Source organism: Exiguobacterium sp. s43 (assembly GCF_018617255.1).
GTDB classification, from domain to species: Bacteria; Bacillota; Bacilli; order Exiguobacteriales; family Exiguobacteriaceae; genus Exiguobacterium; species Exiguobacterium profundum.
Genome location: NZ_JACSJT010000001.1, coordinates 60,958 through 83,841 on the forward strand (window position 1 = coordinate 60,958; position 22,884 = coordinate 83,841).

General features: G+C 48.3%; 26 protein-coding genes. 13 read left to right on the forward strand and 13 right to left on the reverse strand.

Going from position 1 to position 22,884, the window contains the following annotated elements:
• The first annotated feature begins 33 nt into the window (after window positions 1-33).
• The 6 genes from KNO79_RS00425 to rbsB are packed head-to-tail and all read left to right on the forward strand — an operon-like array spanning window position 34 to window position 5,680.
• Window positions 34-1,011: a LacI family DNA-binding transcriptional regulator gene (locus KNO79_RS00425; RefSeq protein ID WP_159563088.1), complete on the forward strand. Its 978-nt coding sequence runs from the start codon at window positions 34-36 to the stop codon at window positions 1,009-1,011.
• Window positions 1,012-1,014: 3 nt separating this feature from the next.
• A complete protein-coding gene (rbsK, locus tag KNO79_RS00430) occupies window positions 1,015-1,899 on the forward strand; it encodes a ribokinase (RefSeq protein ID WP_074035466.1) in 885 nt (294 codons plus the stop codon).
• Complete coding sequence (gene rbsD, locus KNO79_RS00435; RefSeq protein WP_012727563.1) at window positions 1,899-2,288, forward strand: D-ribose pyranase; 390 nt, start codon at window positions 1,899-1,901, stop codon at window positions 2,286-2,288. Before rbsK ends, rbsD begins: the two co-directional genes overlap by 1 nt.
• Before the next feature lie 11 nt (window positions 2,289-2,299).
• Window positions 2,300-3,778 carry a sugar ABC transporter ATP-binding protein gene (locus KNO79_RS00440; protein WP_214690373.1) on the forward strand — a complete coding sequence of 493 codons (1,479 nt, stop codon included), beginning with the start codon at window positions 2,300-2,302 and terminating at the stop codon, window positions 3,776-3,778.
• A 1-nt stretch (window position 3,779) separates the two neighbouring features.
• Window positions 3,780-4,745: an ABC transporter permease subunit gene (locus KNO79_RS00445; RefSeq protein WP_159563085.1), complete on the forward strand. Its 966-nt coding sequence runs from the start codon at window positions 3,780-3,782 to the stop codon at window positions 4,743-4,745.
• Between the two features lie 23 nt (window positions 4,746-4,768).
• Complete coding sequence (gene rbsB / locus KNO79_RS00450; RefSeq protein ID WP_031421977.1) at window positions 4,769-5,680, forward strand: ribose ABC transporter substrate-binding protein RbsB; 912 nt, start codon at window positions 4,769-4,771, stop codon at window positions 5,678-5,680.
• Between the two features lie 54 nt (window positions 5,681-5,734).
• Here the strand turns inward: rbsB and KNO79_RS00455 are convergent, their stop codons facing one another.
• From KNO79_RS00455 to KNO79_RS00475, 5 genes are all read right to left on the reverse strand, one after another.
• Window positions 5,735-7,063 (reverse strand): sugar phosphate nucleotidyltransferase, encoded by a 1,329-nt coding sequence (locus KNO79_RS00455; protein WP_214690374.1) that lies wholly within the window; start codon window positions 7,061-7,063, stop codon window positions 5,735-5,737.
• A gap of 99 nt (window positions 7,064-7,162) precedes the next feature.
• On the reverse strand, window positions 7,163-7,786 hold the full coding sequence (gene kynB / locus KNO79_RS00460; protein WP_159563083.1) for an arylformamidase: 624 nt from the start codon (window positions 7,784-7,786) through the stop codon (window positions 7,163-7,165).
• 15 nt (window positions 7,787-7,801) lie between these two features.
• Entirely contained in the window at window positions 7,802-8,641 is an 840-nt protein-coding gene (gene kynA, locus KNO79_RS00465; RefSeq protein ID WP_214690375.1) for a tryptophan 2,3-dioxygenase, read from the reverse strand.
• Between the two features lie 12 nt (window positions 8,642-8,653).
• A complete protein-coding gene (gene kynU / locus KNO79_RS00470) occupies window positions 8,654-9,928 on the reverse strand; it encodes a kynureninase (protein ID WP_214690376.1) in 1,275 nt (424 codons plus the stop codon).
• 139 nt (window positions 9,929-10,067) lie between these two features.
• On the reverse strand, window positions 10,068-11,582 hold the full coding sequence (locus tag KNO79_RS00475; protein ID WP_214690377.1) for a glycine betaine uptake BCCT transporter: 1,515 nt from the start codon (window positions 11,580-11,582) through the stop codon (window positions 10,068-10,070).
• Window positions 11,583-11,714: 132 nt separating this feature from the next.
• Here KNO79_RS00475 and KNO79_RS00480 point away from each other — a divergent pair, with 132 nt between their 5' ends.
• Window positions 11,715-12,563 carry a Cof-type HAD-IIB family hydrolase gene (locus KNO79_RS00480; protein WP_214690378.1) on the forward strand — a complete coding sequence of 283 codons (849 nt, stop codon included), beginning with the start codon at window positions 11,715-11,717 and terminating at the stop codon, window positions 12,561-12,563.
• 568 nt (window positions 12,564-13,131) lie between these two features.
• The gene (locus KNO79_RS00485) at window positions 13,132-13,296 is read left to right on the forward strand and encodes a hypothetical protein (RefSeq protein ID WP_167365511.1); all 165 of its coding nucleotides are present in this window, start codon (window positions 13,132-13,134) and stop codon (window positions 13,294-13,296) included.
• 25 nt (window positions 13,297-13,321) lie between these two features.
• Here the strand turns inward: KNO79_RS00485 and abc-f are convergent, their stop codons facing one another.
• On the reverse strand, window positions 13,322-15,166 hold the full coding sequence (gene abc-f / locus KNO79_RS00490; protein WP_214690379.1) for a ribosomal protection-like ABC-F family protein: 1,845 nt from the start codon (window positions 15,164-15,166) through the stop codon (window positions 13,322-13,324).
• 328 nt (window positions 15,167-15,494) lie between these two features.
• Here abc-f and KNO79_RS00495 point away from each other — a divergent pair, with 328 nt between their 5' ends.
• Window positions 15,495-16,394 (forward strand): DMT family transporter, encoded by a 900-nt coding sequence (locus KNO79_RS00495; protein WP_074035478.1) that lies wholly within the window; start codon window positions 15,495-15,497, stop codon window positions 16,392-16,394.
• A gap of 43 nt (window positions 16,395-16,437) precedes the next feature.
• On the opposite strand, the gene KNO79_RS00500 is transcribed toward KNO79_RS00495, so the two are convergent.
• The 5 genes from KNO79_RS00500 to KNO79_RS00520 form a co-directional block, all read right to left on the reverse strand.
• Complete coding sequence (locus KNO79_RS00500; protein WP_074035480.1) at window positions 16,438-16,629, reverse strand: hypothetical protein; 192 nt, start codon at window positions 16,627-16,629, stop codon at window positions 16,438-16,440.
• Window positions 16,630-16,642: 13 nt separating this feature from the next.
• The gene (locus tag KNO79_RS00505; protein ID WP_196431371.1) at window positions 16,643-17,548 is read right to left on the reverse strand and encodes a Gfo/Idh/MocA family protein; all 906 of its coding nucleotides are present in this window, start codon (window positions 17,546-17,548) and stop codon (window positions 16,643-16,645) included.
• Window positions 17,549-17,611: 63 nt separating this feature from the next.
• Window positions 17,612-18,337 carry an anti-sigma factor gene (locus tag KNO79_RS00510; protein WP_196431370.1) on the reverse strand — a complete coding sequence of 242 codons (726 nt, stop codon included), beginning with the start codon at window positions 18,335-18,337 and terminating at the stop codon, window positions 17,612-17,614.
• Window positions 18,334-18,894 (reverse strand): RNA polymerase sigma factor, encoded by a 561-nt coding sequence (locus KNO79_RS00515; RefSeq protein ID WP_196431369.1) that lies wholly within the window; start codon window positions 18,892-18,894, stop codon window positions 18,334-18,336. Before KNO79_RS00515 ends, KNO79_RS00510 begins: the two co-directional genes overlap by 4 nt.
• A gap of 69 nt (window positions 18,895-18,963) precedes the next feature.
• On the reverse strand, window positions 18,964-19,230 hold the full coding sequence (locus KNO79_RS00520) for a hypothetical protein (RefSeq protein ID WP_196431368.1): 267 nt from the start codon (window positions 19,228-19,230) through the stop codon (window positions 18,964-18,966).
• A gap of 62 nt (window positions 19,231-19,292) precedes the next feature.
• Between KNO79_RS00520 and KNO79_RS00525 the strand changes: the two genes are divergently transcribed.
• On the forward strand, window positions 19,293-20,093 hold the full coding sequence (locus tag KNO79_RS00525) for an HAD-IIB family hydrolase (protein ID WP_196431367.1): 801 nt from the start codon (window positions 19,293-19,295) through the stop codon (window positions 20,091-20,093).
• Here the strand turns inward: KNO79_RS00525 and KNO79_RS00530 are convergent.
• Together KNO79_RS00530 and KNO79_RS00535 are read right to left on the reverse strand one after the other, a co-directional pair.
• Window positions 20,039-20,344: an RNA polymerase sigma factor gene (locus KNO79_RS00530; RefSeq protein WP_196431366.1), complete on the reverse strand. Its 306-nt coding sequence runs from the start codon at window positions 20,342-20,344 to the stop codon at window positions 20,039-20,041. The two genes, KNO79_RS00525 and KNO79_RS00530, sit on opposite strands and share 55 nt — an antisense overlap.
• Before the next feature lie 156 nt (window positions 20,345-20,500).
• Window positions 20,501-20,716, reverse strand: coding sequence for a hypothetical protein (locus tag KNO79_RS00535; RefSeq protein WP_012727536.1), 216 nt, complete (start codon window positions 20,714-20,716; stop codon window positions 20,501-20,503).
• A 121-nt stretch (window positions 20,717-20,837) separates the two neighbouring features.
• Here KNO79_RS00535 and KNO79_RS00540 point away from each other — a divergent pair, with 121 nt between their 5' ends.
• The 3 genes from KNO79_RS00540 (at window position 20,838) to KNO79_RS00550 (ending at window position 22,877) form a co-directional block, all read left to right on the forward strand.
• Window positions 20,838-21,071 carry a WYL domain-containing protein gene (locus KNO79_RS00540; RefSeq protein WP_074035487.1) on the forward strand — a complete coding sequence of 78 codons (234 nt, stop codon included), beginning with the start codon at window positions 20,838-20,840 and terminating at the stop codon, window positions 21,069-21,071.
• On the forward strand, window positions 21,068-21,268 hold the full coding sequence (locus KNO79_RS00545; RefSeq protein WP_047794766.1) for a helix-hairpin-helix domain-containing protein: 201 nt from the start codon (window positions 21,068-21,070) through the stop codon (window positions 21,266-21,268). Before KNO79_RS00540 ends, KNO79_RS00545 begins: the two co-directional genes overlap by 4 nt.
• A gap of 151 nt (window positions 21,269-21,419) precedes the next feature.
• A complete protein-coding gene (locus tag KNO79_RS00550) occupies window positions 21,420-22,877 on the forward strand; it encodes a UDP-N-acetylmuramoyl-L-alanyl-D-glutamate--2,6-diaminopimelate ligase (protein WP_196431365.1) in 1,458 nt (485 codons plus the stop codon).
• Window positions 22,878-22,884 lie beyond the last annotated feature (7 nt).

Sequence of the window (22,884 nt, forward strand, 5' to 3'; positions counted from 1 at the left end):
TTTTGTAAGCGTTTCCAGAACGGAGGATGTCAAATGGCGACCATCAAACAAGTAGCAAAACATGCGAACGTCTCAGTGGCGACCGTATCACGCGTTATGAATAAAAGCGGATATGTGAGCGAAGAGGCGAAAGAAGCGGTCGAAAAGGCGATTGCGGAACTGAATTACGCGCCGAACCGAGTTGCTCGTTCGCTCTATAAAAAATCGTCGAATTTGATTGGACTTATCATGCCAGATATCACGAACCCGTTCTTTCCACAGCTGGCTCGGGCGATTGAGGATGTCGCCAATCAACATGGGTATCAAGTCGTCTTATGTAACACGGATGAACAACTTGAAAAAGAACAGACGTATTTAGTCGCCTTGCAAACGATGCACGTCGATGGCCTGATTATTACAACAAATCATTCGCACAATCCGAATTATGAGACGTTGGATTTACCGATGGTCGCACTAGACCGAATCGTAAAAGCGGGGATCGACGCCGTTGTATCAGATGGATATGAGGGTGGAAAGTTGGCGGCCGACACGCTGTTACAACGTGGTGCGACACGACTGGCACACATTGCCGGACCGGATCATCTCAAAACGGTCAAACGCCGAACCGAAGGATTTGTCGAAGTAGCGGGAGAGAAGCTCGTCGGGATGACCGAGTCCACGTTCACGTTCAAAGACGCCTTGAAAGCGTCCCAAGAGCTGTTCGACCATGCTTGGCCATTCGATGGCATTTTCGCAGCGAACGATGTGATTGCAGCCGCCGTATTACAGGAAGCAGTCCGTCGAGACATTCGTGTCCCAGAAGAGCTACAGGTCATCGGATATGACGGGATCGAATTAGGCGAGATGACGTCTCCGCCGCTGACGACCATCGTCCAGCCTATCTATGAGATGGGGCGAGTGGCGACAGAACGATTGCTCGATTTGATTGAGAAAAAAGACACGCGACCGAAAGAGATGTTATTACCGGTCACGTTACTTGAAAGACACACGACAAAGCGGAAGGAGAGATAAAGAATGAAACGCATTGTTGTCATTGGCAGTATATCGATGGATCTTGTCGTCACATCCGACAAACGGCCACAAGCCGGAGAAACGGTCATCGGTGAGTCGTTCCGCACCGTTCCAGGGGGAAAAGGTGCGAACCAAGCGGTCGCTGCCTCCAAATTAGGCGGCACTGTTCAGATGGTCGGTTGCGTGGGAAGTGATCCGTTCGGTCAACAGGTTGTTGAAAACTTCAAACGACACGATGTCGATGTCACGCATGTTCAGATCATACCGGAGGAAGTGACGGGTACGGCCCATATCGTAGTAGCAGAAGGGGATAATTCGATTGTCGTCGTCCAATCGGCGAACAAACGAGTCGTTTTCACGGATGAGGAGCTCGAACATTTTCTCGACGAGCAGGCGTTCGTGCTCCTGCAACTCGAAATTCCAATCGAGACGGTAAAACAAGTGACCGCTTACTGTAAAGAGAAAGGGATTCCGGTGCTACTCAATCCGGCACCGTCTCAACCGCTTCCACCAGAAGTGATTGAGGACGTCACGTATTTAACGCCGAACGAACATGAATGCCGTGACTTATTCAACGGAATGTCCGTAGATGATGTTCTCAAACGTTATCCGAACAAGTTACTCGTCACGGAAGGCGTCCATGGCGTTCGATTCCATGACGGACGAGACGTCCGTCATGTGCCAGCCATCCGAGCAAACGTCGTCGACACAACAGGAGCAGGTGACACGTTCAACGGTGCACTTGCTGTCTCCCTCATCGAACAAGACGATTTGGAGACGGCCGTACGGTTTGCCGTAGTCGCATCCGGCATGAGTGTCGAAGGCTTCGGTGCACAAGGTGGTATGCCGACACGACAAGATGTACAACAACGATTGGAGCGCGTGTGATGAAAAAACAAGGAATTTTGAATAGTCATTTAGCAAAAATCTTTGCCGACCTCGGGCATACGGATCGCGTCGTCATCGCCGATTGTGGGCTACCGATTCCAGACGGGGTCAAGCGGGTCGATCTTAGTCTCCGCATCGGGGAACCTTCCTTTCTTGAGGTGCTCGATGTCGTCGAATCAGATTTGGTCGTAGAGCGCATCACGATTGCTGAGGAAATCCTCACACACAACTCGACGATTGCGGATTCACTGAAAGAACGGTACACGAGCATCGACATGTGTTCGCATGAAGACTTCAAACGGGAGGTCGCAAAAGCGAAAGTGGTCATTCGAACTGGGGAAGCGACACCTTACGCAAACGTCATCTTACATGCCGGGGTCATTTTTTAAGGGGGGATTCGATGCATATTCAGTTGAAAGGCATCCATAAGTCATTCGGGCCAGTCTCCGTCTTAAAAGGAGTCGATTTCGAACTGTTGCCTGGAGAGATTCATGCCCTTATGGGCGAGAACGGGGCCGGGAAGTCGACATTGATGAAGGTGATGACCGGTCTGTATGCACAGGATGAAGGCGAGATTCTCATCGACGGCGCGAAACGTCAATTCAAGCACCCAAAAGAAGCGGAGCAAGAAGGCATCGCCTTCATCCATCAGGAGCTCAATATCTTACCGGAGATGACGGTGACAGAAAATCTGTTTTTAGGTCGAGAACTGACGGGACCGTTCGGGATGGTCAAACAGCAGGAAATGACCAGACGTGCCCGAGAATACTTGGCTGAATTGAACGTGTTCATGGATGTCGATGAAGTGGCGCGCAATTTGTCGGTCGGTCAGCAACAGATGATTGAGATTGCCAAGGCGCTCATGACGGATGCGAAGGTCATCGTCATGGATGAACCGACGGCCGCCTTGACGGATCGTGAAATCCAGGCACTCTTCGCAGTGTCACGGGCCTTACGTGATCAAGGTGTGTCCATCATCTATATCTCACACCGAATGGAAGAAATTTTTGACTTATGTGATCGGATCACGGTACTTCGGGATGGACAATCCATTTCGACTCGCATGATTCAAGACACCTCATTTGAGGAAACGGTGCGCGATATGGTCGGTCGCGAGATTGGAGAACGCTATCCGACGCGTACCGCTACACTTGGGGACGTCGTGATCGAGGTTGATGATTTAATAGGTAACCGGTTCCACAACGTATCGTTCAACGTTCGTGCCGGAGAAATCGTTGGGTTTTCTGGATTGATGGGAGCGGGGCGTACCGAGGTGATGCGTGCGCTATTCGGAGCAGACACCCACAAAGGGGGAGTCATTAAACTGAATGGGAAACCGATTCGAATCAAGACCCCAGCCGACGCCATCAAGCACGGTATCGCGTTTTTGACAGAGGACCGAAAAGGAGAGGGCTTACTCCTCGATTTCTCGCTAAGAGAAAACCTGTCGCTCCCGACACTTGATAAACGAGCAAAAGGATCGGTCATCTCGAAGCAACAGGAGGAGACGTTCGCCGAGACATACTTACAAAAATTGCGGGTCAAACATCATTCGATGGAACAAAAAGTGAAGTCGCTGTCTGGTGGGAATCAACAGAAGGTTGTGCTCGGTAAATGGTTAGGTGTCGAACCGGACGTCTTGATTTTGGATGAACCAACCCGAGGCGTCGACGTCGGTGCTAAGAAAGAGATTTACAATATCATGAGTGATCTCGCGGAATCAGGTGTCGCCATCATCATGGTCTCTTCTGATTTACCGGAAGTGCTTGGGATGAGTGATCGGATCGTCGTCATGCGGGAAGGTGTCGTAACCGGAACGCTCACGAAAGAAGAGGCGACACAAGAAAAAGTAATGACGTATGCGACAGGAGGGCAATGATATGGAATTGAAAGCAACAACTTCGCTGAAGCGCCCGGGTCGACTCGGATGGGGACAAAAATTAGGACCGCTGTTCGGTCTACTCGTCATCGTCGTCGTCGTGACGGCGCTCGAACCAGGATTTTTATCATTAAATAATATCTTTAACGTACTCCGCCAAGTGTCGATCAATGCCTTGATTGCCTTCGGGATGACGTTTGTCATCTTGACAGGGGGCATCGATTTATCGGTCGGTTCGATTTTGGCGCTCGCTTCTGCACTGGTGGCAGGCATGATGGTGGACGGTCAACATGCGGTTATGGCCGTTGCACTCGGCTTGATTGCAGGTGCCGTTCTCGGAGCGTTCAACGGGGCGGTCATCACGTACGGAAAAGTGGCACCGTTCATCGCGACATTGGCTACGATGACCATTTATCGGGGATTGACGCTCGTCTATACGGACGGAAGACCGATTACAGGTCTCGGGAATTCCGGTTGGTTTGAGATGCTCGGACGTGGTTATTTCTGGATCATTCCGGTGCCGGCATTGACGATGCTACTCGCATTCGGTGTCCTTTACTTCATCTTGAAGAAGACGACATTTGGTCGTCATACGTATGCGATTGGTGGGAATGAAGAAGCGGCTAAATTGATGGGGATTGGCGTCAATAAAGTCAAAATCATGATTTATTCGCTATCCGGTATGCTTGCGGCACTCGCTGGCATCATCTTGACGTCACGTCTCAATTCCGCACAACCTACAGCAGGAACATCGTATGAACTCGATGCCATCGCAGCGGTCGTTCTCGGGGGAACGAGTCTTGCGGGTGGTCGCGGCTGGATTGTCGGGACGTTGATTGGGGCGTTGATCATCGGAACATTAAATAACGGATTGAACCTTCTTGGCGTATCATCATTCTTCCAACTCGTCGTAAAAGGTGCAGTTATATTGTTTGCAGTATTGCTTGATCGTCGACAAAACGCGTAACACGCGAAAGGGGAAAACGGAACATGAAAAAATGGACAGCTTGGCTACTCGCACTGACAATGGTACTGATGGCAGCTTGCTCGACTGAACAACCGGGGTCATCGTCTGAAACGGAAACGAAAGATGGCGATTATGAAATCGGCTTATCGATCTCAACATTGAATAACCCGTTCTTCGTCGCACTGAAAGAAGGCGCAGAAGAACAGGCGAACGAAATGGATGCGACGTTGACGGTAGCGGATGCGCAAAACGACGCGGCGAAGCAAGTGAATGACGTCGAAGATATGATTCAAAAGGGGATGGATTTGATTCTCATCAACCCGACGGATTCAGAAGCGGTCGGCGCGGCAGTACAGGCAGCAAACGATGCGGGCATTCCCGTCATCACGGTAGACCGTAACGCTGAAACAGGGGACGTCGTCGCCCACGTGGCATCAGATAACGTCGCAGGTGGACAGTTGGCGGGTGACTACATGGTCGAACTCGTAGGCGAAGGGCAAAAAGTCGTCGAGCTCGAGGGGATTCCAGGAGCGTCTGCGACACGTGACCGCGGACAAGGATTCAACGAAGCGATCGATGGGAAATTGGAAGTCGTGGCAAAACAATCGGCAAACTTTGACCGTGCAGAAGGATTGACGGTCATGGAGAACATCTTACAGGACAATAAAGACATCGTCGCTGTATTCGCACATAACGATGAGATGGCACTCGGTGCCGTTCAAGCACTCGAAGCGGCTGGAATGAGTGACGTGAAAGTCATCGGATTCGATGCGACAGACGATGCCGTCAAAGCGGTCGAAGGTGGGACGATGGCAGCTACGGTTGCACAAAAGCCCGCTGAGATTGGGAAGTTGGGTGTAGAAGCGGCAATCAATCATCTGAAAGGTGAAACAGTGGAGGAAAACATTCCGGTCGAACTCGAATTAATCAAATAAGTAAGAAGAAACCTCACGATGCCTTGATTTCGGGTAGAGCTCGTGAGGTCATTTTTATTTATATGGGGAAATGAGAAATTGTGTATCGTTGTTCATATATTTTAAAGAGTACTGCACTTCTATTAAAATGACGGTTTCGCTTGCTTTTAACATATGTGCTTTTCCGCGTTGAATTGAGATGGCATTGGTCGGTCTTACCTCAAATGATTCTCCATCAATCGTCACGATTGCTGTGCCTTGGAGAATCGTCCAAATTGCATCGGTCTCTTCATGATAATGGTAACTGAGTTCTTTCCCTGCTTGAACGAGCATGCGACGTGTCACACTGTGATGCCCATCGGCGAGTGTCTCATGATGGATGACTTCCGACTGCCCCCATCGCTTCCATTTGAATTTTGGATAGTCGTCGGATGAGGCGAGATAATCTTTCAGCTGCGGGGTCGCCTCTTTCTTCGAGACGAGAATTCCATCCGCGTTGACGGCGACGACAAGGTCTTCTAGCCCAATCCCAATCAAAGGAAGGTTCAATTCATTGATCACATGCGTGTTCGTCGATTCGAACAGTTCGACTTGACCGTGAGTTGTGGACGTCATTTCTTCAGTCAATGTGTTCCATGTTCCTAAGTCTTTCCAATCGCCATCGTAGCGGTGAACGAATACCGACTCTGCATGTTCGACAACGGCATAGTCAAACGAAGTCTTTTCTAATTCGTCATAGCGTGAAGTGAGGTCTGAATAAGTTGTCGGTAAGTTTCGTTCTGCTAGTTCATCAAGTAACAGATGTAACTTGCAAGCAAAGATTCCACAGTTCCAAAGGGCACCTTGTCCAATCAACTGTTCTGCTACATCGACGGTCGGTTTTTCCTGAAATAGGCGAACCGAGGACATTTGGGCCGTCTCGTCTGGAACGATATATCCGTATTTTGATGTCGGATGAAGGGGTGTGACCCCAATTAGATGCAAAGCATCATCGTTCGCTTGGACTGCTTCATCGACTTGAGGGAAATATTCAAAGAAGCGGAGGTCGACGTAAGCATCGACCGGCATCACAAGTACCGTTTCATCCAGAGGCACATGTTGCTCGTTTAAATAGCTTGCCCCGAGAACGATAGCGGGAAATGTATCACGACGAGTTGGTTCGGAAATGATATTAGTATCTGTACCAACTTGATGAATGACACAATCTTTTTGCTGAACATTTGTGATAATGAAAGCGTTAGTGTCTAAATCTTGTGTTTTTAGTTGATTATAAACTCTTTCAAGCATTGATTGTTTCGTTCCACCTCTGCTAGGCAATAAACGAATGAATTGTTTGGCATTCGAATTGTTCGAAAGTGGCCATAGTCTTTTTCCATCACCGCCAGATAATAATAGAATCTTCATCGAATGTCCTCTCTTCAAATAGAGTTTCTCATCTATTTCGCCAAACGTCGGACTATCCCTGTCTAATCAAAAAAGAGACAGCCGATTCCGGCTATCTCTTTACAATATAGGGCGAAGCAATGCGCGAACGGGACTTCCATCCCCTTCGACGATTGGGAGAGGGACGGCATTCAAATCGTAATCTCCCGGTAAGATATTGTCTAAAACGAGTCCTTCTAGGATATGCACACCATTTCGTGCTAACGCGTGATGGCCGCTCATCTCTTTACTGTCAATCGCATCAACGGACGGTAAGTCGAGTCCGATCAAGAAGATTCCAAGTTCCCCGAGACGATCGGCAAGAGCGGGTGTCAGTTCAGGGATTGTCTCGGGGAAGACGCTCTTATCGGGCCAACCATCCGTTTTTAAGATGAGGCGTTCCACCCCAGTCAAATCATGACCATCCAAATCAGATGCTTCAATCTTTGCCTTATGCGGTAGATGAATCACACGGGCTGGTCCGATATATACAGACGGATCGAGGTCGATCACGCGCTTCCCATGGTCGTCAAAATGAAACGGTGCATCGATGTGGGTCCCGAGATGTAAACTCAATGTCATCTTCCCGACATTGACCGAACCACTCTCTGCCATCGGCCACGCGATTTCATACGAAAATTTTGTATCTCCCGGCCATGTCGCAACATCGGCATGAAGTGGCTGTGATACATCAATCCAAGTCATTTTGTTCAGCTCCTCTTATAGTGATGTCCGGACCGTCCACAGTTCTGGGAAGAAGCGATGGTCGAGCACACGACGTAAATAGTTCACGCCAGACGAACCACCTGTTCCCATCTTCTGTCCGATAATGCGTTCCACGGTGCTCATATGGTTAAAGCGCCACATCTGTTGCTGGCTACCGATATCGAGTAGCTTTTCACCGAGCTCATATAAGTCCCAATACGTGTCGACGTCTCGATAGACCTCGACCCATGCCTTCTCGACACTTTCATTCCATTCCCAGTCCTGAGTGACATCACGTTCGAGTACACTCGCATCAATCGGAAAACCGCGGCGATGCATTTCGCGGACGGTCACATCGTAAATACTAGGAGCTTGTAGCGAGCCTTCGAGCAATGGATACAGTTTTTTATCGTGCGCGTAAACACTGAGCGTCCGTGCGTTTTTGAAGCCGAGCGCGAATTCGATTTGTCGGTTCTGGTAAGATTGAAAACCAGATGAAGAGCCGAGTTGATCTCGGAACTCTAAATACTCGGCCGGCGTTAACGTCGCGAGAACGCCCCATGACTGGATGAGTTGTTGCTGAATCTTCGAGACGCGGGCGAGCATCTTGAACGAACGTTCGAGTTCGCCGTTCGTGATGGCCGTCGTGGCTGCTGTCAATTCATGCAAAATGAGTTTCATCCACAACTCGCTCGTCTGATGGATGATGATGAACAGCATCTCATCATGATGGTCAGAAAGGCGATGTTGACTTGATAAAATCGGGTCGAGTTGGAGATAGTCCCCGTACGACATGTCTTTTGAGAAATCCGTTTGAATCGATTTTTCTACTTTATGTTCTGTGCGTTCACTCATGACAGTTCCCCCTTATGCGACCACTTCGCGGACGTTCTCGAACGCCTCATATTCTTTGTCGTCCATGATTTTCTTCAACGTCACGATCACGTCATATACGTCGGTAAACGTATTATATAGTGCGACCGGTGCGAGACGGATGATATTCGGTGCGCGGAAGTCAGGGACGATGTGATGTTTCTTCAACGCTTTACAGATGCGTGCCGCTTCGGGATGCTCGAGGCTCAAATGAGCGCCGCGCTGTCGTGTGTCCGTCGGGCTACCGATGAAGAATCCGTGAGGTGCGAGCATCTCTTCGATCAAATCCATCATATACGTCGTGAGCGCGAGTGATTTTTGACGAATCGCTTCCATCCCGACCTCGTTGAACATCTCAAGCGCGCCAAGTTGAGGAGCAAGACTCATAACGTGTGGTGTTCCGATTTGGAACGCACCGGCATGTTCGGCCGGTGTCATCGTATGGTCCATATCGAACTGTTTATCTTTGCGCGAACCGAACCATCCGGCGAGTCCAGGTGTCGTGCCGAAGTGACGTTCATGAACGAATAAGCCCCCGACCGTTCCCGGACCCCCGTTCAAATGTTTATAGTTGCACCAGTATGCGAAGTCGACACCCCAGTCGTGGAAGTCATGAGGGATGGCGCCGACGGAGTGACAGGCATCGAAGCCGATCAAAATTCCACGCTTGTGTGCCGCTTTCGTTAGACGAGGCATATCTAAAATCTGACCACTCCGATAGAGGACGGTCGGTAATACGATGAGGGCGATTTCGTCAGTCATCGCGGCAATCAAGTCGTCTTCTGCTAAGAAGCGCCCATCCGGACTGTTGACTTGGACGAGGTGCTCTGATGGGTCGAGTCCACGAAGTTCGAGCTGACTCTTCAAGGCGTAAATATCAGACGGGAACGTGAGGGCGTCTGCCAAAATCTTCGTTCGTTTGCCTTCTGGTTTGAAAAACGAAGCGACAAGTTGATGCAAGTTCACGGTCGTCGAACCGGTGACCATTACTTCTTCCGACTTTCCACCGATGAGCGGCGCGTTCAATGCAGCCAGCTCTTCGGACAAGTTGAACCAAGGATGGCGACCGGACATCCAACCATCGATCCCGAGCTCTCTCCAGTCCGCGAGCGATTCAAGGAGCGTACGCTCGGCTCGTTTCGATAAGAGCCCGAGTGAATTCCCATCCATATAAATCCCGTCTTCCGGTAAGTAAAATTCTTCCCGATATGATGCGAGCGGGTCTTGTTTGTCTAGTTGTTGTGCGTAAGCACGTGTGAAATCGTTCATCTCCCCATAATCCCCCTTTAAAGCTTATACGTTGTCAAAATCGTAGCAATCGGACATAAGGAAGTCAACAAACAACGAGATGTCGGCGAGTCAAACTAAAAAACGCTCAAGGATCTTCCCGAGCGTTTAAAAATACAGCTTATTTTATTTTTCGTACGTTCTCTTGTCGGAGTAACTTAAATAATGTGAATACCATCAAGAGCAGAATAATCGTGAAGGGCAAGGCGGAAATCAACGACGCAGTTTGAAGTCCTTCTAAGCCACTCGCAATCAACAAGACGGCAGCGATTCCTCCTAACAGAACTCCCCAAGCGATTCGAACGGGGAGGGGCGGATTCAAGCTACCGTTCGTCGTCATACTACTGATGATGTAGGTGGCAGAATCGGCCGACGTGATCAAGAACGTCAAAATCAAGAGAATCGACAAGACGGACAGGATGAAACTGAACGGGAGCTCGGCAAACGTCACGAACAATGCGCTCGTCACGTCCGTATTGACGGCTTCAGCGATGGAAGTCCCTTCGAATAAATCTAGATGTAGGGCAGTGCCCCCGAATACGGCAATCCAAAGGAGCGCAATGAACGGAGGAACGATGAGGACACCGACGATGAATTCACGAATGGTACGTCCTCGTGAGACACGTGCGACGAACGCTCCGACAAATGGGGACCAGGCGATGGCCCATGCCCAATAAAAGATTGTCCAATCCCGGACCCACGTCCCCTGTTGATACGGTTGTAGACGAAGACTATAGCGAATGAAATTTTGTAAGTAGTCACCTAGACCGAGCGTCAATGTTTCTAAAATGAAAATGGTAGGACCGGCAAAGAAGACGAAGACCATCAACACGAGTGCGGTACCTAAGTTGATGTTACTCAACCACTTGATGCCACGATCGAGCCCTGTCGTCGTCGATGTTAAAAAGAGAGCGGTCAAGACGACGATGATGGCGACTTGCATCCAAGCGGTGTTCGGGAGCCCGAACACGCTGTTCAGTCCGCCATTGATTTGAAGAACACCTAAACCAAGCGACGTCGCGACACCCATGACGGTGGCAATGACCGCTAAAATATCAATCGTCTGGTTCAACGGTTGTTTGTACGGTCGTTCTTTTATAAGTGGTGAGAGGCTAGTCGAGATGAGCCCGTCCGCATTACGACGAAACTGGAAATAGGCGATGATCAGTCCGACAATCGCAAAGACAGACCATTGACTGACACCCCAATGGAAGAACGAATAGGCCATCGCGAGGCGTGCCCCTTCGACCGTCAATGCCTCCGTATCCGTATAAGGTGGCGTAAAGAAATGACTCATCGGCTCGGCAACACCCCAAAAGACGAGTCCGACACCGAATCCCGCGGAAAATAACATGCCGATCCAAGTAAAGAACGGATATTGAGGGCGATCGTCATCCTTCCCGAGACGGATTTTTCCGTATTTACTGAACGCTAAAAAGACTAAAAAGAGCACAAACAAGAATACGGAAAGTAAATAGAACCAACCGAACGAGCGAGTTGTAAAGTTAAAAATAGATCCTGCGATTGAAGCGAATGATGTTGGGGCAATGGCTCCGAATAGAACGAGTAAGGCGATCAAACTTGCTGAGATGTAAAAGACGCGATTCAAACGTGGCTTTTGTTTAGAATCCTTCATAGATGTCCCCTTTCAAAAAAATTATGTAGCATTAATAAACGGTTCCCTAATCTCCACATTGCAAACAGGAGACGCATTTCATCGTGTTTTGTATAGTTGAATCGGGAAAAGAACCAAAGAGGAGGGAACGATATGAAATTGATTGCGATTGATTTAGACGGGACGCTGTTATCGCGCACAGGCGTGATAACAGAGGCAAACCAGGAGGCGATTCGTCGTCGGCAAGATAATGGTGATATCGTTGCGATTTGTTCAGGACGTTCGATTCATGATATCGAGGAGCTGTTGAAGCGAAGTGACCTCATCTGTCCGATTTTGTCAGGTAACGGAGCAATCGGGTTCTATGAGAACGAGCGAATTTACTATCATGCGATGGATCAGACAATCGTAAATGAACTGTGGGAAATCGCTGATGCGGACGATGCGTACGTTGAATTTTATACGAATGCGGGAGTGAAGGTTCTCCGTTCAGGAAGCGATTTACTGAAGCGGGAACTCGATGAGGTGTTGCCACACGATCAATCGTTCACTCGCGAGTGGGCGGAACGTGAGATTGAAATTCAAAATGAGCAATTCGGTCTGACGTATATGGATTCGATGGCAGACATCGACTTTGCACGAGATGAAGTGTACAAGGTGTTTGTCTATTCGTTCGATCGCCGAAAGCTACACCGGTTGCGTAAAATCTATGAACCACGGAACGATATTTTGATTACGACTGCGGGGTGGACGAAAATTGAAATCGGACATCCTCATGCGAGTAAAGGCGCAGCCTTGAAACAGCTAGCTGAGCATGAACAGATTCCGATGCGTGATGTCGTCGCCATCGGAGACAATCTGAATGATGTGTCGATGTTCGAAGTGGCAGAAATAAGGATTGCGATGGGGAATGCTGTGGATCCGTTAAAAGATTTAAGCACGCATATTACAAAGGATGTAGAAGAGGACGGGGTCGCTTATGCGCTGACGCATTATGTATGAATTGGATTATGGAGAAATCGTGAACGAGGATTGAATCTCACTTAAAACGGATATTGTATACATGTAACCATTCACTTTCTGAAATGAGTTGGGAACGGGGAGGCACTTTCGTCACCTGTCGCTTATGGATGAAAGGGATGGGCAAAGTCCATATGAACGTGAATCGTGTATTCCAAACGATGATACGTCGGCCTCTGCTTGCCATCGGAGCAAGCATACCAGACAGACTGTTTGTATACGGAATTCCACATGATCCGCGTCAGAAGTGGACATCATAGGTGCCAAGTCCTCTCGTGCCCATTCAATCAAAATGTCTATGAGTCACCTATTCGATTTCATGTTTTCGAATGAAAAACAATTGGTGAACCAATGGACGATGAACGGATTGGAATGATGCGTCACGTTGGCTTGGACATCTCTAGTCGAACCAAATCATGGATGGGACGGTCAATCGAGCAAGGGCTTGGTTGGATGAAAGTCCGGGGACTAGAGAATCAAGAAAAGCGCCGAGTGAGGGCGCTTTTCTTGTGGTATCCTATTGAGTGAATGCAACCGATGGAGGGATCATATGCCAAAGCTATATTGGTTCGGAACGTTCCTTAGTGGAGTGATTCTTTTGACAACGGGAACGATGGAAGGTCTTTACCGCATACTCCCAATTGGGTTGATGGCTATCGCGGTCATCGGCTATTTCATACAGATTCGATTCGAGCAAAAGAAGCGGCGCCCTTGATTGGGTGCCGCTTCTCTATATTAGGTTATAAAGATTCGAGCAAACGTGTCATCACGTCATCGATTTCTTTTTGCAATGCATCAACTTGTCGTTGTAACGCCATCAATTCATCAAGGTCATCCAATTCATTCATCCGTTGGAGCAGTGCCCGATGTTCTGTCTCTAATTGGGTTAGGTGAGTTTCCTCATCAACCGTAGATGGAGCGACTTTCGTCTGCTTCAGCGATTTTGATGGTTTGACGCGCTCCGTTACAGGTTCATCTTTCGATGCCTGTCCACGCTTGTCGAGGGCATAGGCGACATTACCTTCGAAACGCGTCATCGTCCCGTCGAGCCAATACGTGATGGGGAACAGCTTATTTAAGAAGTAGCGGTCATGAGAAACCGTAACGACCGTTCCAGGGAAACGTTCGAGCGCCTCTTCAAGTGCCTCTCTCGATTCGATATCGAGGTGGTTCGTCGGCTCATCTAGGACAAGGACATTGATTTCTTCATGGACGAGGATGGCAAGCATGAGTCGCATCTTCTCCCCGCCGCTCAAATTCGTGACCGGTTTAAACACACTCGCGCCGTAAAACAGAAATTGAGCGAGAAGGTGTCTCGCTTTGCCTTCATCGACTGCGATCCGGTCCCGAAACGCCTCGATTAAGCGATGAGATTCGTCGAATGTGATGTGTTGCGATAGATAGCCGATTTTGGCTTGGTCGGCTCGCCTTACGGTTCCGGCTTGCGGGATAACTTCACCGAGCAATATTTTCAAAAGCGAAGACTTTCCACTCCCGTTCGGTCCGACGATGGCGACGCGTTCCCCGTGCCCTGTGTAGAAGTGCACGTCTTCAAATAGAGGACGATCATAGATAAGTGTCATATCATTTACTTCGAAGACGTCGCGCCCGGTTCGCCCGTTCGTCGTGAACTGGATATTCGGTTGCTCGGCTTCGAGTTGTGGTCGTTTGATTCGTTCAATTCGTTCGAGAGCCTTTTCCATCGATTTGGCGCGACGATAGAACTTTTCATTCGGTGGATTGCCCTCGTTGGCCCATTGCCGCAACTGTCGAATCGTTTCTTTCATTTTTTTGATTTTCTTCTGTTGCTCCGTGTAAGCATGAAACTGGTCAAGCAACTGTTTTTCTTTTTGGGCAACGAAATCCGTATAATTCCCAGGATAACTCGTCAATTCTCCATCCTCGCACTCGACGATTCGCGTGGCGACCGCATCTAAGAAGACCCGGTCATGGGAGACGATGAGGAGCGCTGAAGCATAATCCTGTAAATAGGATTCGAGCCATGTCATCGCTTCTAAATCTAGATGGTTCGTCGGTTCATCTAAAATGAGTAGCTCTGGTTCCTGAAGAAGCGCCAAGGCGAGACCGATTTTTGTACGCTCGCCACCGCTTAGCGTATCAAACGGTTGGTCCGCGAATGAGGTCAATTTGAGTCCATCAATCATTGCGCTGATTTTTGACTCGTAGACATATCCACCCGCATGTTCGAATTGTTCTTGGATAGCACCGTATGATTCGAGAAGACGTTCTAGTTGTTTGGACGTCGCCATTTCTTGCTCGAGATGAGCCATCTTTTCGCTTAGACGAATCACTTCCTCAAAAGCAGTGTAGAGGACCTCACGACCACTTCGTCCGGGATAGTCGGGAAGCTGGACCAAATAACCGACGGAAAGTCTTTGTCGACGGTAAATCGTTCCATCGTCATGTTCTTCGGAGCCGACAATGATGCGCAATAGCGTCGTTTTGCCACTGCCGTTTCGACCAACGAGCCCGACTCGTTCATTTTCGTTCATGAATAAATTGGCATCTGTGAGAACAGCGTGCCCACCGTATTGTTTTTGAATGTGTTGAAGATCGATCAACATAATAGGTTCCTCCTAAGGTTAGGGCCTATCAAAAAAACCGAGCGCAAAGAAGCGCTCGGTTTAGAAAGAGAGAGGCGCTTTGTCGTATATTCAGCAATGTCTAAAAAAGGACAGACGGGTCCCTTGATTAAGCGACATCGTGAAAAATCGCACGCAAAACGTACAAATGTTCAGTTGTCCAATGCGTACGTCCGACAAATTTCACCTTTCTCCCTCCTTTCATTCAATCTATATCTTGATTGTAAGCGTTTTTCATCTACCTGACAATGAAAATAGAGGGAATCGAAGCGAAGGCGTCGTATATAGTCGCCATTGAGGAGGCGAGAAAATGAGGAAAGAATGGCTAGGAGCACTCAGTTTGACCCTTGCGGCGAGTATATGGGGAGGAATGTATGTGGTCAGTAAATATGCACTCGCATATATTGAACCGTTCACGTTCGTCTGGTTACGATACGCTGTTGCATTTATGGTCTTATTCGTCGTTTGGTTTCGGTTTGGACGAGAATCGATTCGAAGGGCAGATTGGAAATGGATCGGACTTGTCGGTGTCATCGGATACGTTGCCTCGATTTCGTTTCAATTTATCGGAACGAAGCTATCGGATGCACATACCGGGTCCCTTGTGACCGCAGCGACGCCAGCTTTCATGGTGTTATTTGCCCGAATCCTATTGAAGGAACGACTGACTCCTGTCAAGATTGGAGCACTTGGATTGGCAACGGTCGGTGTTCTCATCGTGGTTGGTTGGGAAGGGGAAGGGACGTATCGAGTAGGCAGTTTCATACTTGTTCTAGCTGCCGTGACGTGGGCGCTCATGTCGATTTATGTAAAAATCGGCACACAGACGTTGTCGACCTTGACGCTCACGACATTTGCGATTGGAGTCGCCTGGTTATTGATGACGCCTTTGATGAGTATAGAGGTGATGCAAGCAGGTTGGCCAAAGTTAAATGGCGTCCTTTGGCTTAGTGTTCTCTATATCGGTGTCGTATCGACGGCAGGAGCGTTTTTCTTCTGGAACAAAGGACTCGAGTTAATGGATGCGAGTGTCGGGTCACTCTTTTTCTTCTTTCAACCCTTGGTTGGCGGGACGCTCGGGTGGCTCGTTTTGAACGAAACGCTCCATCTTAACTTCTTTATCGGTGCCGGTTGTATCATGACGGCTGTGACGTGGTCGACGCTCGCGGAACGAAGAGAACAACTGCCGATTTCAAATCGTCATCTGTAATGGCAAAGCGGTCGCCCTCATTTTGGAGGGTGACCGCTTTTGATTAAAATCCATGATGGTCGAGTTTGTCTTGTTCGCGCTTCATCTCGAGTTCAAGCCGTTGGATCGCGAGTTTCTCTTCTTCGATCTTCAATCGTCGTTCTTCGACACGTGCTTCTCTCGTTTTGATAATCGTATTGGCACCGACTGACGAGACGACAATCACCATAACCATGATGTAGAAAAAGAAATCCATATATAGCCCTCCTTCACTTGATTAGATTTGTGACAAGTCGTTGTGTCTCAAGGGCAACACGACCGTCTGTTGAAATCGCTGTATCATCGATGAGTGCGGAAATGAAGTGGTCAATCGCGCCCTGGAAACCACGTTGCGTGAGTGTCGTGTCCCACGACCCGAACGTTTCGACCTCATGCCGACCTTGCTTGAAACGATGTAGCGTGACCATCTCTTCGACAGACAATCGTTCGCCATCCCGGACGATCGAGACGTGCTCATGGTTCACTCCTGCTGAACGGTGCATCGATGTCGTGTGCATTCCGTGCTCATCTTGCCACACGTGGCGGGCGAATCGAAGCTCATGCTTGTCATTGACTTCGACGTGACCTGAGACGAGTGTTAGCTTATTACCAGCGAGGAAACGTAGCGTATCAATGACATGTAAGTAATCATCGAGTAAGGTGAAGGTCGCATCCTTAGGGCCGACGTCATTCTCGCGATGTTTTACCACATCAATCATGTGAGCAGAGGACTCGTTTTGTAGACGCATATACATCGGAGCGAAACGTCGATTGAACCCGACCATCAATTTACGCCCAAGACGTTCGGCTTGAATGACGAGCTGCTCCGCTTCCTCGATTGTTGCGGCGAGGGGCTTATCAACATAAACATCGACGCCGTGTTCTAATAAATACGATACGATGTCATAATGAGTTTCCGTTGAACTATGTACGAACGCTGCATCGATGGATGAGGCGAGTTCATTCAACGTGTCGAAAGAGGTCATTCGATACGTTTGGCAAATCATGTCTCGCTTAGATGTGTTCGGGGAAAAGGCACCGATCAAGTCGATTCGAGGATGAATCGAAAGGATGGGTAAATACGCTTTTTGAGCGATATTTCCAAGTCCGACAATACCGATTTTTGGTTTTTGCATCCCATTCACTCCTTTGGTTCATCATAACAAAAAACCGGACGGCAGATGCGTCCGGTTAGGGAATTATAAACTTGCGCTTAAGACCATTTCACCTTGTGGTGTCTCGTTTCCACGGTTTGGTTCTTTCGTGACGGCGACCGTATCCCAGTCGACGTCGACTTCATCTGAGTCGAGCGTATAGATGACGGTCCCGTTACCTTTGTCGTCTGTGACAAAGGCACCGGTTGGGATCGGAGCATTATCTTTTAAAAGCCAGACTTGGTACACTTCATTGTCGTCGAGTGAAGCTAAGCCGTTCGTTTGGACAATCAATTGCGTCGTACCGTCTTGCTCTGCAAGATAAGCGGTTCCTTCAGATTCACCCTCAAGTGGAATCGTCTCGGTCAATGCGATGCCAGGTGAGTCGGGTTGATTGGTGAGCAGATACCCGTTTCCGATCAAAGAGAGAAGGAGTGCCGCCGCGAGCGTCACCATCCCCCAGACAGGTACTTTCCGTTCTCGTTTTGCTTTGAAAGGTGTGACAGGTGGAACGGGATCAGATGTCACAGAAGATGTCACGGGTTCATTGTCTTCTTCTTCTTCGAATACACGATCGAGGACACGTGCTTTCATGCCTCGGGGTGGTTCAATCGGAGTAGACAAGAACGCGACGCCACCGACGAGTGCTTCGAGTTGTTCGAGCTCTTCTTGACAATCTTTACACGAAGCCAGATGTTGTTCAAATTTCGCTCGCTCATCTTCTGATAGATGTTGGTTGAAATAGTCAATCAATTGGTCGCATGCGTTCATTGTTCTACCTCCTTTCCGATGAATTCATGGGATAACTGTTTCCTCAGTTGCTTCAGCGCCAGTCGGACCCTTCCTTTCACTGTACCAAGCGGGATGCCACATGCATCAGCGATCTTCTGCTGACTGAGCCCTTGGAAGTACATGAGTCGGACGACTTGCTGTTGTTCGGCTGGAAGTGTTGCCATGGCCGTCTCGATTTGAGCGCGTTCTTCTTGCCACTCCACTTCTTTTTCAACGGATGGTGACTCAGAAGGGATGGCCTCCGCGTAGGACTCATCTAATTGTAAATCAGGTTTACGCTTTCGAATCAAATCGATGGCCACGTGGCGGCTCATCGTAAAGAGCCAGGACCTGAACTTGCCTTTCGAATCATCATAGACGCCACCGCCGCGCCACAACTTGATAAATACTTCTTGCATGGCTTCTTCGGCTAAATCGCGATCCTTTGTCAGTTGTAGGACAAAGGCGTATAAAATTCGCTCATACCGATCATACAATATTTCGAGCGCTTCTTTGTCCTTTTGCCGGACACGCTCGTACAATTCTAAGTCAGTCATAACATACTCCTTTGCGCAGAAGGGATGTCCCTTGTATTGATCTAACGTATAAAATCGAAAAATGGATGCCTATTTTGTGTGACTATTTATTGAACACGTAGATGATGGGATTGGAAGTTTCGTAAAAATGAATAATCGTAATTTCTCTGAAAAGGTATAGGTGATGATGCTCAGCCCGACCGCCGTCACGAGCATCAACCCGATGGCGACCATAGGAGAACTGACCGTGATCCAAAAGAAATACGATCGAATGCCAAATAGGAAAGCGAAAACGATGATCAATCCCGTGATCAGGCTACTCATTTGGCAATAGATTTGAGCGATACGTTGAATCATAAGATCCCTCCTCCGTTTCATTGTACTATACAGGAAAGGGAAAACGATAAGGAGACGATAGAATGAAGCGATTCACAGATGAAGGACGTACACTTGTTTGTTTTGATTTTGATGAGACCTATTTTCCACATGCATGTTCAGCTGACCAACTAGCTTCTGTCCGTCGGCTCGAGGACTTTTTGGAACGACATTCGTCAAGCGTGTCGACGATGTGGGTGACGGGGAGCTCGCTTGCGTCGATACACGAAAAAGCAAAACGGGCGAATCTTCGCTTTTGGCCTCATCGAATCGCCTCGAGTCTTGGCACAGAATTATATCGAATCGAGACGGACGGAACGTTCGTTGAGGACAAGGCTTATCAAGAACCGTTTCCGAGCGATTTTGTATCACGTGTGGAACGCATCGTGTCACAGACTGGACAGATGCATATTGAATTAGATGAACAGCCAGGGAATGGGATGAGTCCTTGGATTCGAAGTTACTATGTCCGCGACCAAGTCGGTTCATGGAGAGAAACGCTTCGGATGCTGACAGATTCAGCTGGCATTGCTGTCAATATGAGTCGATGCAATCCGAAAGCGGGTGACCCGGCTGATGCATTCGATGTCGATTTTTATCCGAAGCATGCGGGGAAAGTATCAAGCCTGGAATATGTATACGCCACTGCTTCCTTTTCACGAGAAGATACGTACGCTTTTGGCGACAGTGGGAACGACATTAGCATGCTAGCATATGTCGGGAACGGATACTTGGTGAACAACGCGACCGAACAGGCAAAACAGATGTATCCGGAGATGACAACAAAACCTTATGCAGAAGGGATTTTAGAAGTGTTGGAATCTGATTTGTCTTCTTTCATATAGTGCATGATTTCCTCTAATGAACGGATGAGGGTCGCACGAATCGTTTCGGAATGTGGATTGAAATCGAGACGTTGTTGCCAAATCCGACAAAATAAATCGGTCAAGGCCGCCTCTGCAGTTGCAGGATGGTCATTCAGATGAAGCGCATATCGATAAAGTAGTTTTTCATAGCGTGAGTATAAATGTTCTAAGGCTTGGCGATTTTTAAGACGAATTTGATCGACCAGGCGTTCATCGAGTGTAGGAAGCATATGCAACTCCTTTCGTATGGAATGAAGGTTTCAACGATAAAAAGAATCAGGAACTTTACTCTGATAAAGCATCCTCTCTGTTCTTTCACTCATTTGCTACCATTTAAACCAAGGAATATGAAGAATAGCGGTCGAATATGCATGCCCCTCAACGATTCAAAAAGTGTGATAACAATTCGGACAAGTTTGTGCGTCTCCCGGCGCGCGTTTGAATGATGTTTTACACTTCGGACAAGTGACGGTTTCACTCTGTTGATTGAACAAACTGCCACGATTGAATAAAATGTTGCGAAGGTTTGGTAACGCGAGCGCAGCGAAAATCATTGCCCCGAATAAAAAGGCAGCCAAGATCAGTAATAATACATAAGTCATCGGTTTTTTCCTCTCTCATTTGATTTCCTTCATCATAATCGAAATTTGAATCAGCGAACAGCTTATCAATAGAAATAGGAACAAATGTTCTGTATAATGAAAATAAAGGAGGGAAAACAGGATGAGAGAAGAATTGTTACGATGGATGCGTTCGGGACAAGTCACAGAAATGGTGTATGTCGATCGACATGGGACATTTTCAGAGCGGCGGGTCAAACTGATTAAAGTGCAAGGAGAGTACGTGGTGGCATGGGATTTGAATAAACAAGCGAGACGAACGTTTCGAATCGAGCAAGTTCTTGCCTGTCTTCCCATCAACGGACGATTTAGAAAGCGAAAGGCGGAGATTGGATGATTGCCTTACCAACGTTAGCAGCGCCAGCTAAAAGGGCACTAGTCGCTAAAGGAATCGAGTCTCTGCATGAATTGTGTCCCTATACACGCCGTGAGGTTGCGAGTTGGCATGGAATCGGACCGAATGCCCTTTTTGTCCTTGAGGCGGAGCTACTAAAATACAATTTAGCATTCAAAATGGAGGAACCTAGTACGTGAGTGCAACGTCTAGGTTTTTTTTGTGAAGTGATTGCTTTTCTTTGAAAACGGGAAGTAATATATTTGTCATCTCAATTGCCGTTAAAATCTAGTAACATGACGATAAGGTTTTATGAACCTAGCGACACCCATGAGAAAGGACGTACACAGCATGAGAACGAAACGTTTATCCGCCATTTTACAAAATGAGATGGATGACATTTTTGATCCATGGGTGACCGGAGTCGAAACCGATTCCAGGAAGGTCAGTTCAGGGAATGTCTTTATTTGCATTCGCGGTTATACGGTTGACGGTCATAAGTTCGCGGAGGACGCCGTCGCCAACGGTGCGAGTGCGGTCATCTCAGAATATCCACTCGATCTCGATGTTCCGAATGTGGTTGTTGCCGATACGAAACAGACGGCAGGAGAGGTTGCGAGTGTATTTTATGATCATCCCTCTCATCGGATGCGTATATACGGTGTGACAGGAACGAATGGAAAAACTACGACGGCGACATTGACTTATGATTTGTTGCGTCTTTCAGGACGTCGTGCCGGAATCGTTAGTACGATTGGCGCGCGTTTTCATAATCAAACGGTTGAGACAGCCAATACGACACCAGAAGCCGTCGTCTTACATCGCATATTAGCAGAGATGGTCGATGCAGGCGTCACGGATTGCGTACTCGAGGTATCATCGCATGCCTTAATGGAAGGTCGCGTAGCGGGAATACACTTTCATGCTGCTGCGTTTACGAATTTGACGCATGATCATTTAGACTATCATCGTTCGATGGATGAGTATGCCCGGGCCAAAGCGCGATTGTTTGAACAAGTGGAAGTGACGAATGGTGAGGCGATTGTGTTAAATGCGGAAGATCCGGCTAGTCATGTCATGGCTGAGTTTGCGCCGACACGTCAAGCCATTATGTATAGTACAAAAGAGGACATCGAGGCGGACATCCAAGTGATTTGGCGTGAAGAAACGGTACTCGTCAGTATGAAGGAGTTCAAGCTCGAAGTGCCCGTCCGATTCATGGGGGCGTTCAACGCAGCGAACTTAGCGGCGGCCATTGGACTTGTGTCGACTTCGGATATGGCGCTACGGACCATCGTTTCAAATGTTCCAGGACTCACCTTGCCAAAAGGGCGGTTAGAACGTTTAGCTACAGAGGATGCCGAGATATATATCGACTATGCTCATACACCAGACGGGCTAGAGAAATGTTTGTCTACATTGCAACAAGACGACCGTGCACTTGTCGTCGTGTTAAGTGCGGCAGGAGACCGAGATCCCACGAAACGTCAAGATATGGGACGAATCGCAAGCCGCTATTCAAACGAGGTGATTGTCACGGTACATGATATCCGCATGGAAGACCCGAAACAAATCATTCGTGACTTAGTAAAAGGAATCCAACCGGATGTGAAGTATGTGACGTTTGAAGCAAGGGAAGAAGCCCTGCGCCATGCGGCCACGCAAGCGTTAGAAGGAAAGCGTGTCGTGGTCGTCGGGAAAGGACATGACCACATCGAACGGATTGGTCGCCAGTCGATTCCATTCAATGAATCGAACATTTTATTAGAAGAATTGAAAAAGCGAAAAGGGCAGGAACCTGCCGTTTAACAAAACG

Bases quoted from the DNA above. Each gene is read 5' to 3' on its own strand.
- KNO79_RS00425 (WP_159563088.1), top strand. From the start codon at position 34: ATGGCGACCATCAAACAAGTAGCAAAACATGCGAACGTCTCAGTGGCG.
- rbsK (WP_074035466.1), top strand. From the start codon at position 1,015: ATGAAACGCATTGTTGTCATTGGCAGTATATCGATGGATCTTGTCGTC.
- rbsD (WP_012727563.1), top strand. From the start codon at position 1,899: ATGAAAAAACAAGGAATTTTGAATAGTCATTTAGCAAAAATCTTTGCC.
- KNO79_RS00440 (WP_214690373.1), top strand. From the start codon at position 2,300: ATGCATATTCAGTTGAAAGGCATCCATAAGTCATTCGGGCCAGTCTCC.
- KNO79_RS00445 (WP_159563085.1), top strand. From the start codon at position 3,780: ATGGAATTGAAAGCAACAACTTCGCTGAAGCGCCCGGGTCGACTCGGA.
- rbsB (WP_031421977.1), top strand. From the start codon at position 4,769: ATGAAAAAATGGACAGCTTGGCTACTCGCACTGACAATGGTACTGATG.
- KNO79_RS00455 (WP_214690374.1), bottom strand. From the start codon at position 7,063: ATGAAGATTCTATTATTATCTGGCGGTGATGGAAAAAGACTATGGCCA.
- kynB (WP_159563083.1), bottom strand. From the start codon at position 7,786: ATGACTTGGATTGATGTATCACAGCCACTTCATGCCGATGTTGCGACA.
- kynA (WP_214690375.1), bottom strand. From the start codon at position 8,641: ATGAGTGAACGCACAGAACATAAAGTAGAAAAATCGATTCAAACGGAT.
- kynU (WP_214690376.1), bottom strand. From the start codon at position 9,928: ATGAACGATTTCACACGTGCTTACGCACAACAACTAGACAAACAAGAC.
- KNO79_RS00475 (WP_214690377.1), bottom strand. From the start codon at position 11,582: ATGAAGGATTCTAAACAAAAGCCACGTTTGAATCGCGTCTTTTACATC.
- KNO79_RS00480 (WP_214690378.1), top strand. From the start codon at position 11,715: ATGAAATTGATTGCGATTGATTTAGACGGGACGCTGTTATCGCGCACA.
- KNO79_RS00485 (WP_167365511.1), top strand. From the start codon at position 13,132: ATGCCAAAGCTATATTGGTTCGGAACGTTCCTTAGTGGAGTGATTCTT.
- abc-f (WP_214690379.1), bottom strand. From the start codon at position 15,166: ATGTTGATCGATCTTCAACACATTCAAAAACAATACGGTGGGCACGCT.
- KNO79_RS00495 (WP_074035478.1), top strand. From the start codon at position 15,495: ATGAGGAAAGAATGGCTAGGAGCACTCAGTTTGACCCTTGCGGCGAGT.
- KNO79_RS00500 (WP_074035480.1), bottom strand. From the start codon at position 16,629: ATGGATTTCTTTTTCTACATCATGGTTATGGTGATTGTCGTCTCGTCA.
- KNO79_RS00505 (WP_196431371.1), bottom strand. From the start codon at position 17,548: ATGCAAAAACCAAAAATCGGTATTGTCGGACTTGGAAATATCGCTCAA.
- KNO79_RS00510 (WP_196431370.1), bottom strand. From the start codon at position 18,337: ATGAACGCATGCGACCAATTGATTGACTATTTCAACCAACATCTATCA.
- KNO79_RS00515 (WP_196431369.1), bottom strand. From the start codon at position 18,894: ATGACTGACTTAGAATTGTACGAGCGTGTCCGGCAAAAGGACAAAGAA.
- KNO79_RS00520 (WP_196431368.1), bottom strand. From the start codon at position 19,230: ATGATTCAACGTATCGCTCAAATCTATTGCCAAATGAGTAGCCTGATC.
- KNO79_RS00525 (WP_196431367.1), top strand. From the start codon at position 19,293: ATGAAGCGATTCACAGATGAAGGACGTACACTTGTTTGTTTTGATTTT.
- KNO79_RS00530 (WP_196431366.1), bottom strand. From the start codon at position 20,344: ATGCTTCCTACACTCGATGAACGCCTGGTCGATCAAATTCGTCTTAAA.
- KNO79_RS00535 (WP_012727536.1), bottom strand. From the start codon at position 20,716: ATGACTTATGTATTATTACTGATCTTGGCTGCCTTTTTATTCGGGGCA.
- KNO79_RS00540 (WP_074035487.1), top strand. From the start codon at position 20,838: ATGAGAGAAGAATTGTTACGATGGATGCGTTCGGGACAAGTCACAGAA.
- KNO79_RS00545 (WP_047794766.1), top strand. From the start codon at position 21,068: ATGATTGCCTTACCAACGTTAGCAGCGCCAGCTAAAAGGGCACTAGTC.
- KNO79_RS00550 (WP_196431365.1), top strand. From the start codon at position 21,420: ATGAGAACGAAACGTTTATCCGCCATTTTACAAAATGAGATGGATGAC.